Genomic DNA, 11,794 nt, shown 5'->3' with positions numbered 1-11,794 from the left:
GAGGGTTCTCTCCCTTCTCCTTAATCCTCATGGACAACATGATCGTAATCCCTCATCGCCAGGACCGCAGACCTCTTTGAGGGTGTGGAGCTGGCACCCGTCGGTTCCGATGATGATGACCTGGAAAATGCAGGTCGCCGAATGAATTTCGAACTCAGTGAAAGGATTTGTGGTAAATTGCCGAAAAGTGAGAAAAGCTCATGAAGGAACAACCGTGAAAATCGAATATCCGGCTATCATTACCCCGGCGGGAGAGGGGGGCTTTTTGGTGGATTTCCCTGATTTTGGGGGAGAAGTCTTTACCGAAGGCGACACCCTTGAAGAAGCCCTCTCAAATGCCTCAGAAGTCCTCAATCTCGTCCTGGAGGAGAGGTTAGAGGCAGGGAAACCGATCCCGAGCCCCGGCCGCCGGATCGACGGCCCTGATGTTCATATGATCTCGTCTTGCGACAAAAGCACCACTTTACTTGCGATGTATCGTACGATACAGAAGTCGAATCCCTGAAAGGGATTTGCTTAACGTTGCGGGATTGACTGTAAAGCTAATTTTAACAGCATGTTACGCGTTTATTGATACCAATAATACGGTTGTTTTGTTCGGAGTCCGACCGGTTACCAGCTCGCGGATTCCAGTCCGATGAGAGCATTTTTCTGGCGACAAACCGTCATAAAGTTGCCGTATTTTTGGAAGGAAAAATGCCGCAACATACTGGTACGATTAGTATTTGACTGAAGCAGGCGCCGTATCTTTAGCACCAAAACAGTCGTAACATACCTTTGACGGGAGAATCCTACTGCCGTGACGCTCAAAGCTCAAACCGGGGGATTATTCTTGGGGGGTGTCGGTAATGCGCTGCATCAGACCGCTCCAGGCTTATCAACCTCCTTGATCGCCTCTTCAACCTCCTCCTGGAACCACTTATCATGATCTGCGGCGCCACTTCTCTCAAACCCTTGTAATACCTCATCCATGTCGAGAATCGGCTCTTTCAGTGCCAGCCGCATATGTTTAAGGTCGTTTTTTAGCTCGAGGATTGTTTCCCCGCGAGGATTCATAGGGTCTTTACTGATGAAAAGGGATATTGCCCTGTTCATCATAGTAGACTTCATAGATCGCGTATGCTGTCCCTTCCGGATGCTCCTGCTTGATCACACGATAGTTCCAGGTCATCTTGTTCCCCTGGCTCTTCACTTTGCCGGCTTGTCAGGCTGCTAATCTGATTTCAGCTATGATTTTATCAAACGGAGCCGCGACTAGACCTGATTCAGTTTCCTCGACAAGACCAATTCGCTCAAGGATTTGAATGTCTTGGTGAACATTCTTGTAATCCCTGTGCAGGGTTTTCGCCAGCGCCCGAATTGCCAAGGGTCCGCTTTCATGGAGGACCGAAAGCACTTCCATTCTCCTCGGGGTAAGAACTTGAACGAGAGCTTTTAGATTCTCGAACGAAACGCGCTCTACAGGAGTCCTGGGAGCTTTCCCGCGTTCAGCGTCCTTCCAGACCTGGCTAAACTCTTTTCCAAGTTCTTCAAGACTATGGCTTTTTATCTCGATCCTGAAATCTCTGTTCATAATCTTACCTCTTCTCTCTTTTGCCTTCCTGTATGTCGCGGATAAAATCTGAAATCAAGGTATCTATATCCACGAAGTGGTAAGGCTCCTCAGTGCCTCTAAAATGGCGATGATCGCCTTTACCTTGTTCATTGTCATACCGCACAATTAACGTCCCGTCTGCGTATCCGCAGTGTAGGCTATATTTCAAGCCGTGGGGCCGTTCTGTCGTTGGCTTCGGCAACTGCCAAATCGTCATTTCGACAACTGTTCCGTCTGGATAGGTATGTTTTCGCTTATGAAGCAATTTCGCAGGTGACATGATGGTGTATTATACCACCAGGCAAAGGGAAGGCAATGAGAAATGAATCCTGCCTTTCCGTCCGTACAGGGGAGGCGATGACGGCCGCCCGCACTCCGGCAAATATTCCGGGCATCATATTTGCTTAAGTAGTTGAAAACCTTGGAGGCCGCCATGGAAGGCACAACGGAAAACATATTCGACCGGCTCAACGCGGCCCGCACGCTCATGGCCGAGGTTGCCGAGCTGCCGACAGTTCCCGCCGTGGTACTGCGGATCGCCGGCAAGCTCGACGATCCGGAGGTGTCGATCGACGAAATAACCGATCTTCTTCTCCAGGATCAAGTTTTGACAGCTCGGGTGCTGAGGCTCGTCAATTCGTCGTATTATTGCCCCTTGAAGCACCTGGACGAACTGCGGGAGGCTGTTATCTACCTCGGCCTCGATCATCTCAAGGAGGTGGTCTTTACCTGTGCGGTCGTTGATCTCTTCAGGACCGGGAAAGAAGGCTTCAGCCGCTCCATCCTCTGGAGCCACGCCCTCGGCGTGGCTAAGGTGGCAAAGATCATCGCTGAACGGCTCGGCTATCCCGAGGCCTTTAACGTCTACCTCGCGGGCCTTCTTCACGACGTGGGAGCAGTCTTCCTCAATTTCTTCCGAGGAAAGGACTTTCTGAGCTCCACCTACCTTGCGGAGACGGAAAGGGTACCCCTCCACGAGGCGGAACTAAGGCTTTTTGGCGCGTCACACTGCGAAATCGGCTATATCCTCGGCTGCCGGTGGCATCTCCACGACAGCATCACCGACGCCATTCTCTATCATCACAACCTCGATGCGGCTCCCCAGGAGCACGCCGCCGGCGTCGCCCTGGTAAGCCTTGCTGACTGGTTCTGTAACCGGCGCAAGCTCGGCTATGAAGGAATAAACGACAACGGAAATATCCGGGAAGAGTGGGAGACCCATGGGGCATGGGAGGTGCTGCGAGAAGCGGTGCCGATTCCGTGTGAGCCGGGGCCGCTCCTCGATGAGTTGAACAGTATCGTTGGGGATCTTAAAACCGCTACCGAAGAGCTCTACCCGGTTTAAGCATGCCGCCCACACCCAAACGGGCCAGCTTGCGGCTCACTCCGCCGCCTCTGGCCCTACTCGCTTCGCTCGCTTGGGTGTGGACGGGTATGGTGGTTTGCCGTATCCGCCCGGAACAACTGGATAAAATCAATAAGAGCGTGGGCGATAACCCGAACGGCTACACATCTTCACATGCTGTTAGCCACCCGTCATTCGGGTTATGGCCCACGTTCTTTTTCAGATTCGTTATAAATTCGGGCGGTTCTGAGTTTATCCCATCCTGATACTTGTCATCGCAGAGGAAGGAGATTCGGGTTATCGCCCACGGCAAAATGTCTTTTTGCCCAATATTCCAACACGTTGTAAGAGTTCCGAATGAGACAGAAAGGGGGGAGGGTTTCCCCTCCCTTCTCCTTAATCCTCATGGGGGAACATGATCGTCACGACCGGCTCTCCATCATCGCCCGGTCCGCAGACCACTTTGAACGTATGGAGCCGCCGCCTGCCGGTCCCGGTGATGATGACTTGGAAGATGCAGATTGCCGGATCAGGCCGCCGGATTACCCCCCGCTGGCTCATGTAGAGGATATCCCACACCACCCCCTGATAATCGTTGCCGTGCCGCTTATTGCTCACCGCCATCTCGACCAGCGCCCACACCGCCGCCGTGCATGCCACAGGGTAGCGGTAGATTCCGCACAGGTCAGGAAAGTTGCCGCTCAGGTCAACAAGCGTTCCGTCCGCGATGGCATCCGCCCTCGTGTAGATACTGATTACGTCCGCGTTTTCAAACATTCTTCTCTCCTTTCCCCGTTTTCCCAAGATTCGAGCCCCCGAATCAGGTGGATTAACATATTTTTTCGAGCTTTTTTTATTTCCGTTTTCCCTGAGTTCTCGCCCCTTTCACCCTCACGAGTAGGGGCGAAACGAAGGGGAAACGAAAATAGGCTCGAAAAAATACACCTTGTCCCTCGCCGCAGCGCAGCGGAGACCGCCGTAACGGAGCGTCAAGCGGCATGACAACGGGTTCTGGTTGGCGTGGCGCTTGATAAGCGGAGTGTGGCGGTCGAAGAGAAGTCAAGGCGGTGATGGGATCCACGAAGTGCAAGGCTTGCTCGACGACGGAGCCAAAGCGGAGACGTGGAGCCGCATTGAGAAAGGGGTTTGCTCGATGCCGAAACGAAGTGGAGGGATGGAGCGTGCTCTTGCCCCAGGGCCAGAACCGTGACCAATTACTTGCGTTGCCTTCCACTTGATGTTAGATTTGCGAGGTTTAATCCAAAGAGGAGACTCCCGGAGAAATCATGAGAATTGGTCTTGTATTCCGTCGATCTTGTTGGGGATTGGTTCTGATACTGGCAGCAGCATGGCCGGGGCTGGCAAGTGGGGAAGAAGTCCAGATTCCCAAATGCGAGGAAGCGTGGTGTTTTACGGTTGCTCAACCGCCTTCGGCCTGGCCTGCCGCTTACACCGGCAAAACGATTGAGGTTCAAGAATTTCCTCGAATCCTCATCGACATTCCCGCAGGCATCAAGAAGATAGTCCGATCTGATTCCGTGACCCTGATGGCGTATGACGGCAGGAAGGCCTTGTCTTTTTCAGAGCACAGGAAAGAGGACCATGCGGATTTTATGAAGGCTGTCGAAGGCACCAGCTATAAGCTGAACGACTTGATGCATGTCGTCTTCACAAAGACCCCAAAGGACAAAGAGCCCGAAGCTGTCGCAGACCAAACCTTCTGGCGGTTGGCAATGAGATTCAAATCGACATACATGAGTGAGTCTGGAACGAGGGTGTTTACCGGAAAGAAAGGCGCCGTAACGGTATATTACAAGAAGGAGTCAAAACCGATCCTCGGGAACCTGGAGAACACGGCGATAGTACTGAACGAAAAGAGCCCTAACGGCTTCTTGCAGATTTCAAGCACCAACATGCCATTCGATGAATTCACGAAGATAATCGGGACCATCCGTGAAAGGATGGTCAAATAGGGGGAGAACATGGCATTGAGCAGAGAAGAAGCCGATGACCTGCGGACAATACTGACGGCAATGTACGGAGATATGGCAAGCGATTGGAACATGAACGAGCAGGTTCTTGCCGTGTTGAACGAGATCGCCGAGAGAAACAAGGCATGCTCAGTGGCTATGGACTTCGTACCCCGCCCGTTAATGGGACGGCCAGACCTGAAATATATCCGTTCACAGCTCAAAGCCATTGCCCAACGGGTTGCAAAACGTAACACGTTCGGCTCTGGTACCTACTGGATTTGCAGCGAAATGACCAAGGCGCATTACAAGTTCAAGTTTGTGGAGGCATCACAATTCGGGGAAGGGTGGTAGCGGGGCGAAGTCCGCATTTCGATCCTCAGAATGGTGGGCATCCGCAAAGAAGCCGATTTACGAATGGCTCCGGTGGTAGGCCATAACCATCCGTAACCAGGTCGGCCCAAGCCGGTCTATCGCATCCAGCGGATGCTTGTAAGCTGTGGGAAGCCACTCAAGCCGGTTAAACAATAGCGCGGCGGCTATCGCTTCTCCGCAGGACAGTACACCAATGTTGCTTTCGTCGGTCTCGATCATGGCCACCAGCCGTTCGACCTCATTCATTGTGCCCCCTCAAATTGTGGGTTACTTTCTTGTACCGCAGCAATTAAGTCGTCAAGTCAATAGGTTGCGCGTTTTTTGGTGCTAAAAATACGGCCCTTTTATCTTTTTGCGACTTCAGGAACTTCTTGTCGGGAAAAAGGTTGCCCCCATGGAAGGTTTGATCGTCATTGTCTCAGGCTTGGTGATATTCGCTGTAGGGGCCTTGCTCGTAACACGATGGGCCGAGAAAAGGGAGCGGGAAGAGAAGGCCCGCAAGGAGAGACCTCGTAAGAAGTCACCGCGAAAGCGCTGATGGCATGGGAACTTATGATTGTAACCCCTTGGCCTTGAGCCGGTCGGAAGCTATAGCGACGTACGCCGGATTCAGTTCGATCCCGACATACCTCCGCCCGTGTTCTTGGCAGACGACACCAACCGTGCCGGAGCCGAAAAACGGATCAAGCACATAATCCCCGGGTTTCGTTGATGCAAGGACACACGGCTCAATGAGCGCCGGGGGGAATGTGGCGAAGTGAGCACCAGCAAACCCTTGGGTGTTGATGCTCCAAACAGTGCGCCGGTTGCGGTCGTTCGCTTCGCGGATCGCCACATGGTCGTAGTAGTAGCGTTCCGACTTCGCAAGCAGGAATAGATATTCGTGCGCCCTGGTCGGGCGATCCTTGACGCTTTCCGGCATGGCGTTGGGCTTATGCCACACTATGTCGCTACGGAGAAACCAGCCATCGTCTTGCAGCTTGAAAGCAAGCCTCCAGGGAACGCCGATCAAGTCTTTTGGCTTTAAGGGGTCAGCTCACGAAAAGGAAAATATCGTACGCTAAGACTCTGCCGACCGTAATGGCCGGAATTTACCTTCTTCAACCAGCCGGCTCTGGCGCCAGATGTAATCGCCCGTCAGGTTGATGTGTTCCCAGCCAAGCGGCGATAGGTGCATGAGCAGGGAGTCGTCGACCGGCCTCCCCGAAACCCGGAGGGACTGAACTGCTCGTTCGAGATAGACCGTGTTCCACAACACAATTGCAGCAACCACGAGATTGAGCCCGCTCGCACGATAGCGCTGGTTTTCAAAACTGCGGTCGCGGACCTCGCCGAGCCTATTCAAGAAGACCGCCCTGGCCAATGCATTCTTAGCTTCACCTTTGTTCAGCCCAGCTTGGACACGACGTCGGAGTTCTACATTCTGCATCCAGTCAAGGGTAAATAGAGTACGCTCGATTCTGCCAAGCTCCCGCAATGCCACCGCCAGCCCGTTCTGACGAGGGTAGGCCCCAAGTTTCCTCAGCATCAATGAAGCCGTCACAGTCCCCTGCTTGATCGATGACGCCAGCCGCAGGACCTCGTCCCAGTGCGACCGAATATGCTTGATGTTATTCGTCCCACCAATCATGCCCGCCAGGGTCGGGTACTGTTTTGGGCTACCGGGGATATACAGACGCTTGTCGGACAAATCGCGAATGCGTGGTGCGAAGCGGTAACCCAGCAGTTGCATCAGGGCGAAGAGGTGATCGGTAAAACCTGCGGTATCGGTATAATGCTCCTCAATGCGCAGATCCGACTCGTGGTAGAGCAACCCGTCCAGGACATGGGTGGCATCGCGCACCGTGGCATTGATGACTTTGGTATGGAACGGTGCGTACTGGTCTGATATGTGGGTATAAAACTGAACGCCCGGCTCCTGCCCATACTTCAAATTCACGTGTCCTGCAGAGTGGCCTTTGCCGCCGGCCTTGAAATTTTGTCCATCGGAGGAAGAGGTGCTGCCATCTCCCCACCAACCTGAGAAGGCTTGACGGTATTGGGTGTTGACGATCTGGCCGAGCGCAGCGGAGTAAGTCTCATCGCGGATATGCCATGCTTGCAACCAAGCCAGTTTGGCGTAGGTCGTCCCCGGGCAAGCCTCAGCCATTTTGCTGAGACCGAGATTGATCCCGTCGGCGAGCACGGCCGTAAGCAGCAAGTTTCTGTCCTTCGCTTTCTCCCCGTTTTTGAGATGCTTGAAGTGCCGGGAGAAACCGGTCCAACTGTCAACCTCCAGCAGAAGCTCCGTAATCTTCAGGTGCGGCATCAGGGCATACGCCTGCTGCATCAGTGCCTCTGCCTCCACGGGGACGGCATTATCGAGAGGAGTGATTTTCAGTCGCCCCGTCTCTGTGAACCTGGCATCGGGGAGTTCGTTGTCAGCCGCCAACTGCTCAACCTTCATCAGCTTCTGTTCCAGGACCTGGAGTCGGGCTTCCAGAAACCGGTCACAGTCGGTTTCAACGGCAAGGCCGAGATCATTCTGCTGGCGTTGTGTCGCGAACCTGGCGGGGGAAAGTAGGTACTCCTCGAAATCTTTGAATTGGCGTGAGCCTTCTACCCAGATGTCGCCGGAGCGGAGGGAGTTTTTCAATTCCGATAATGTGCACAGTTCGTAAAAACGGCGATCAACCCCTTCCTCGTTCCACACCAGGCTTTCCCACCGTTTGCGTACAAATTCCGTGGGTGCCTCCTCTGGCACTTTTCGGGCTTGCCTGTCATTCATGTCCCTCAGGACATCGATAGCGGCCAGCAGGTCGCGTGCGGCCGGGGTCGCCTTCAGTGCCAGCGCCTTCAACAGGGTAGGGGTATACCGGCGCAATTGGGCGAAGCCATCGCCGACCAGGGCGAGAAAGTCAAAATCCTCCGGCTGGGCTAGACGCTCGGCGTCTACGATGCTTTCAGCGAAGATATCCCAGGGGATGATCGACTCGATAGCGGCAAAAGGGTCGCCGCCTGCTAGCTTGGCTTCCACAAGGGCGCGGCCGATTTGGTAGTAGAGCCGCACCTTCTCGTTGATTGCCTTGCCGGACTCCTGGAAACGATCGGCATGGTTCCTTTTCGCTTTGCTGAACAGCGTCCCCATGAATCTGTCGTGAAGGTCTATCGTCTCGTCCAGTAACGTGGCCTGTGTTTCGAGTAGGATGGCGACCAACGTGGCGTACCGGCGGGTGGGTTCGAGGTCGCGCAGATGTTGGGCCGTCATCTGCCCGCCTTCACGCGCCATTTTCAGTAAGCGGTTTTGGTGAACGGTTCGATCCACTCCCTTTGGTAGCCCAAGATCGTAAACGGCCTGCAGCCGCTCCAGGTGACGCAGAATGTGTTTCGGCCGCGGAGGTCCTGGAGGTTGCCGCAGCCAGATGAGACCACTTATCTTGCTGCCCTCCCGGATCATCAGTAGGCCGTCCAGAGCTTGGCGATGCTGGTCAGAGAGGGACACGGTCAATGCTTCGTAAACCAAACGGGTGCCAAGCGTGAGAGCTTCACTGCATACCCGCTCGATCACGTCCAGCGTCGGCAGGATGACGCGCTGCTGCCGCAACGTCTCGACCAGGTGCTGCGCGAGGATGATGCCACGGTCTGTCTGCTGAGCCAGCTCAGCAAGCAGGGTGACAGAATTCCGGTAGTGGGATGAGTTGAAGGTGGAGAGGTTCAGCCAAGCCTGCAGCTCGGCCAGATGTTCACGGCGGGTTTCCTGGCGCAGGGCATACTGCGACCAGTTATCGATGCCGACACCCAACTGCCTGCCGACATACGCCAACAACGTAGAAGGCGGATCGTTGTCCGGAGGCAGGGCAAACCCCGGGCACCGAAGATAGCAAAGCTGCACGGCAAAGCCGAATCGGTTGTGATTTCCACGGCGCTGCCGGATCGCCGAGATGTCCGATTCTGAGAAAGTATAGTGGCGGATGAGCTCGTCGTCTGTGCTCGGAAAAGCGAGAAGGGATTCCCGTTCCGCAGTGGTGAATAAAGCTCTACGTGGCATAGCTAATTGTCCGCTCTTAAATACTGGTACAAGGTTTCTCGGCTGATTCCGTACTCACGAGCGAGACCGGCTTTCTTTTCACCATCGACAGCGCGCTTCCGTAACTCTGCTATCTGGTCCGGGAGGAGCGTCTTCTTTCTGCCCCGGTACACGCCGCGCTGTTTCGCAAGAGCTATGCCTTCTTTTTGGCGTTCGCGAATCAATGCCCGCTCAAATTCTGCGAAGGCCCCCATTACCGAAAGCATCAGGTTTGCCATCGGCGACTCATCACCGGTGAAGCTTAGGTTTTCCTTGATGAACTCGATGCGCACCCCGCGTTTCGTTAAGTTCTGCACCAAGCGACGCAGGTCATCCAGGTTGCGGGCCAGACGGTCCATGCTATGAACTACTACGGTGTCCCCCTCGCGCACGAATGAGAGGAGTGTGTCCAGCTGCGGGCGTTTGGTATCTTTCCCTGACGCCTTGTCCGTGAAGACCTTGTCCACCTGGACGTGTTCCAGTTGACGTTCTGGATTTTGGTCAAAGCTGCTGACGCGAACATACCCTATCCGGTGTCCTAGCAAACTGTTCCTCCTTTCCAGCCCAAAGTGTCAGGGAAGAATCTATAACCCTGCCATGAGAGTGTCAAGAAATTTAAAATGACATCCTAGCTGGACAGGTTGAGCGGAAGGGGCCTGACATCAGGTTAGGGTATACACTAACTTGACACTTTAAAATATTGCACAGGGGGAAAAGTGCCGAAGAGCCTTCCAGAAGCGACAATCTTTTTTATAGTCGTAAATACTGTCTGTTTTGCTGTCACGTATCACTTGACAGCCTCCTAAATAATGATAATGTGTACAAAATTAAAAAATACCAAACTTATGGCGACCGGAGGAACGGAAAGTCGCGGAACTCAGTATGTTGTCAATGCACTGAAGTAGTTGACCAATGAAGGCTCAGCCTATCTAGCCTGATGTCCTCGAACTAAGTTAGCCGGATTGCCGGAAGCAACCATCGATGAGGTTGTTCTGGAGCAATTCGGCTTTTTCGTTTGTCGACAATGAAAGCGGGGGGTCACATCTCGCGTGAAATCAGAAAAGGAGGCCGCTATGTTACGTTCAAGCATGAAAAATCTGTTTCTCAGGGCGATGATGATCGGTGCGTTGATGGTGGTATTTTGCTGGAACACGGCAATGTCCCTTGAATACCGGTTTTCAGTGGATGACTACGTTTCTCTCAAGATCAACAATACCCTTATCGCTTCGTATGATGCCTATCCGTGGGGAGTTGCGGAAGGAACAGTCAATTTTACAGAGGGTTGGTATCCGATTGAGCTCATTTACAAGAACCGTTGGGGTTCTACGGCGTTTCGTTTCTATGAAAGAGAAGATTCAAACGACCCGTGGGGAATTGTCCCTCTTACCGACTTACGATCCCTCGATGGCAGTGGCGCATTGGTCCAGGGATTACGGGCAGACTACTACACCCTTGGAGGGTCCTTCCTCGGAACATTGTATGGTGAAGGACCAATTGAGCACGGCTGGTTGAATCTTTACGAAGGAGTTACGGGGCAGTGGGGGAACGGAATCGTTGATACCAATTGGGGTGATTTCGAAGAACGCTTGACGGGTGAGATCTTTGTCAGTTCTGCTGCTGTTCCTACGCCGGAACCGTCAACTTGGTGCCTTTTCTTGGCTGGGCTCATTGGTTTGGTGGCAGTGCGTCGGCAGCGTTCGGGCTCCTAGCTCTTTGTGTCTGTGAATATCGGATGCGCTGTGACCGTTTAGAAATTTCTGCAATAAGGCGATTCGCGTGTATGACATGTCGCGATGATGCAAAGGAGGAAAGGCCATGTATCATGGCAGATTTATTATTGCTCTAATCGGCGCCCTAATTGCGGTGCTTGGTCTTACAGAGAACGTTTTCGCTTATACTGTCAACCTTAATGATTTTTACAAAGACCCAACGGTTACTTTAGCCTTGGATGGTTCTTCTGCTGTCATTGCTGAAGATAGCGCTCTGTCTCCGGTCTTGCTTTCCAACGATCCCGGGCTTGGCGACCCGAACGTAATTCTTCCTATGCCTGGAAATTCGCTCATTTTCGATTACCTGTTCGCGGAACCTGCTCCAGGCAATCAAGACGAGTTTGGAGCGTTCTTGGTAGACTCGGTAACCGGTGGAAGCGTTGGCAGCGCTTATGAATTTTTTTCCCAGACACCGGGTTCAGGCACGATAAGTTTCGACCTCTCCGAATTGGTCGGTTTAACCCTGGGATTACAGTTTCAACTCAGTGCGCTTCCTAGTGACACGGAACTCACCTCAACGGTGACGATTTCAAACGTCCGTGTGGAGCCTCAAGCCGTGCAACCCGTGCCCGAACCCGGAACGTGTTGGCTCATATTGGGAGGCCTCTGCGGATTAGGGTTGTTCCGTACCTGCCGCACGAAGGCAAGACGAACCGACAGATCTTTACGGATTTCTTCGCTCAATTGATTCGGGAG

13 protein-coding genes, 1 pseudogene and 1 riboswitch are annotated in these 11,794 nt (G+C 53.4%); of the genes and pseudogenes, 6 read left to right on the top strand and 8 right to left on the bottom strand.

The genetic code is table 11. The annotated features are described in order from the left end of the window. Positions 1 to 214: 214 nt before the first annotated feature. A complete protein-coding gene (locus tag RCH91_RS00960) occupies positions 215 to 505 on the top strand; it encodes a type II toxin-antitoxin system HicB family antitoxin (RefSeq protein WP_306532645.1) in 291 nt (96 codons plus the stop codon). Between the two features lie 353 nt (positions 506 to 858). Here the strand turns inward: RCH91_RS00960 and RCH91_RS00955 are convergent, their stop codons facing one another. From RCH91_RS00955 to RCH91_RS00945, 3 genes are all read right to left on the bottom strand, one after another. Next, positions 859 to 1,098, bottom strand: a complete 240-nt coding sequence (locus RCH91_RS00955) for a hypothetical protein (RefSeq protein ID WP_306532644.1) — start codon at positions 1,096 to 1,098, stop codon at positions 859 to 861. Between the two features lie 106 nt (positions 1,099 to 1,204). Beyond that, positions 1,205 to 1,573: a hypothetical protein gene (locus RCH91_RS00950; RefSeq protein ID WP_306532643.1), complete on the bottom strand. Its 369-nt coding sequence runs from the start codon at positions 1,571 to 1,573 to the stop codon at positions 1,205 to 1,207. Between the two features lie 4 nt (positions 1,574 to 1,577). Continuing rightward, positions 1,578 to 1,874 carry a DUF6516 family protein gene (locus tag RCH91_RS00945; protein WP_306532642.1) on the bottom strand — a complete coding sequence of 99 codons (297 nt, stop codon included), beginning with the start codon at positions 1,872 to 1,874 and terminating at the stop codon, positions 1,578 to 1,580. 153 nt (positions 1,875 to 2,027) lie between these two features. Here RCH91_RS00945 and RCH91_RS00940 point away from each other — a divergent pair, with 153 nt between their 5' ends. After that, on the top strand, positions 2,028 to 2,939 hold the full coding sequence (locus RCH91_RS00940; protein WP_306532641.1) for an HDOD domain-containing protein: 912 nt from the start codon (positions 2,028 to 2,030) through the stop codon (positions 2,937 to 2,939). 396 nt (positions 2,940 to 3,335) lie between these two features. Here RCH91_RS00940 and RCH91_RS00935 read toward each other — a convergent pair whose 3' ends face one another. Next, positions 3,336 to 3,716, bottom strand: a complete 381-nt coding sequence (locus tag RCH91_RS00935) for a DUF6573 family protein (RefSeq protein ID WP_306532640.1) — start codon at positions 3,714 to 3,716, stop codon at positions 3,336 to 3,338. Positions 3,717 to 4,225: 509 nt separating this feature from the next. Between RCH91_RS00935 and RCH91_RS00930 the strand changes: the two genes are divergently transcribed. Together RCH91_RS00930 and RCH91_RS00925 are read left to right on the top strand one after the other, a co-directional pair. Further along, positions 4,226 to 4,912, top strand: coding sequence for a hypothetical protein (locus tag RCH91_RS00930; protein ID WP_306532639.1), 687 nt, complete (start codon positions 4,226 to 4,228; stop codon positions 4,910 to 4,912). A 9-nt stretch (positions 4,913 to 4,921) separates the two neighbouring features. Beyond that, positions 4,922 to 5,263: a hypothetical protein gene (locus tag RCH91_RS00925; RefSeq protein ID WP_306532638.1), complete on the top strand. Its 342-nt coding sequence runs from the start codon at positions 4,922 to 4,924 to the stop codon at positions 5,261 to 5,263. Positions 5,264 to 5,320: 57 nt separating this feature from the next. Here the strand turns inward: RCH91_RS00925 and RCH91_RS00920 are convergent, their stop codons facing one another. The 4 genes and pseudogenes from RCH91_RS00920 to RCH91_RS00905 form a co-directional block, all read right to left on the bottom strand. Further along, positions 5,321 to 5,530: a hypothetical protein gene (locus RCH91_RS00920; RefSeq protein WP_306532637.1), complete on the bottom strand. Its 210-nt coding sequence runs from the start codon at positions 5,528 to 5,530 to the stop codon at positions 5,321 to 5,323. 304 nt (positions 5,531 to 5,834) lie between these two features. Then, positions 5,835 to 6,311 (bottom strand): annotated as a pseudogene (locus RCH91_RS00915) (site-specific DNA-methyltransferase); the annotation flags it as partial. A gap of 33 nt (positions 6,312 to 6,344) precedes the next feature. Further along, positions 6,345 to 9,311 (bottom strand): Tn3 family transposase, encoded by a 2,967-nt coding sequence (locus RCH91_RS00910; RefSeq protein ID WP_306532635.1) that lies wholly within the window; start codon positions 9,309 to 9,311, stop codon positions 6,345 to 6,347. A gap of 2 nt (positions 9,312 to 9,313) precedes the next feature. After that, positions 9,314 to 9,874, bottom strand: a complete 561-nt coding sequence (locus tag RCH91_RS00905; RefSeq protein ID WP_306532633.1) for a recombinase family protein — start codon at positions 9,872 to 9,874, stop codon at positions 9,314 to 9,316. Between the two features lie 281 nt (positions 9,875 to 10,155). Continuing rightward, a riboswitch (cyclic di-GMP riboswitch) is annotated at positions 10,156 to 10,299 on the top strand. A gap of 103 nt (positions 10,300 to 10,402) precedes the next feature. On the opposite strand from RCH91_RS00905, the gene RCH91_RS00900 reads away from it, so the two are divergent. Both RCH91_RS00900 and RCH91_RS00895 read left to right on the top strand, forming a co-directional pair. After that, positions 10,403 to 11,038 carry a PEP-CTERM sorting domain-containing protein gene (locus RCH91_RS00900; RefSeq protein WP_306532632.1) on the top strand — a complete coding sequence of 212 codons (636 nt, stop codon included), beginning with the start codon at positions 10,403 to 10,405 and terminating at the stop codon, positions 11,036 to 11,038. A 106-nt stretch (positions 11,039 to 11,144) separates the two neighbouring features. Next, positions 11,145 to 11,786, top strand: a complete 642-nt coding sequence (locus RCH91_RS00895) for a hypothetical protein (RefSeq protein WP_306532631.1) — start codon at positions 11,145 to 11,147, stop codon at positions 11,784 to 11,786. Positions 11,787 to 11,794 lie beyond the last annotated feature (8 nt).

This window comes from Geobacter sp. (genome assembly GCF_030834625.1).
Taxonomy (GTDB): domain Bacteria; phylum Desulfobacterota; class Desulfuromonadia; order Geobacterales; family Geobacteraceae; genus Geobacter.
Note: the sequence above shows the minus strand (reverse complement) of the source record. Positions and strands in the feature narration are given on the sequence as shown.

Coding starts and splice junctions, on each gene's coding strand:
- RCH91_RS00955 (WP_306532644.1), bottom strand. CDS start 1,098: ATGATGAACAGGGCAATATCCCTTTTCATCAGTAAAGACCCTATGAAT.
- RCH91_RS00950 (WP_306532643.1), bottom strand. CDS start 1,573: ATGAACAGAGATTTCAGGATCGAGATAAAAAGCCATAGTCTTGAAGAA.
- RCH91_RS00945 (WP_306532642.1), bottom strand. CDS start 1,874: ATGTCACCTGCGAAATTGCTTCATAAGCGAAAACATACCTATCCAGAC.
- RCH91_RS00940 (WP_306532641.1), top strand. CDS start 2,028: ATGGAAGGCACAACGGAAAACATATTCGACCGGCTCAACGCGGCCCGC.
- RCH91_RS00935 (WP_306532640.1), bottom strand. CDS start 3,716: ATGTTTGAAAACGCGGACGTAATCAGTATCTACACGAGGGCGGATGCC.
- RCH91_RS00930 (WP_306532639.1), top strand. CDS start 4,226: ATGAGAATTGGTCTTGTATTCCGTCGATCTTGTTGGGGATTGGTTCTG.
- RCH91_RS00925 (WP_306532638.1), top strand. CDS start 4,922: ATGGCATTGAGCAGAGAAGAAGCCGATGACCTGCGGACAATACTGACG.
- RCH91_RS00920 (WP_306532637.1), bottom strand. CDS start 5,530: ATGAATGAGGTCGAACGGCTGGTGGCCATGATCGAGACCGACGAAAGC.
- RCH91_RS00910 (WP_306532635.1), bottom strand. CDS start 9,311: ATGCCACGTAGAGCTTTATTCACCACTGCGGAACGGGAATCCCTTCTC.
- RCH91_RS00900 (WP_306532632.1), top strand. CDS start 10,403: ATGTTACGTTCAAGCATGAAAAATCTGTTTCTCAGGGCGATGATGATC.
- RCH91_RS00895 (WP_306532631.1), top strand. CDS start 11,145: ATGTATCATGGCAGATTTATTATTGCTCTAATCGGCGCCCTAATTGCG.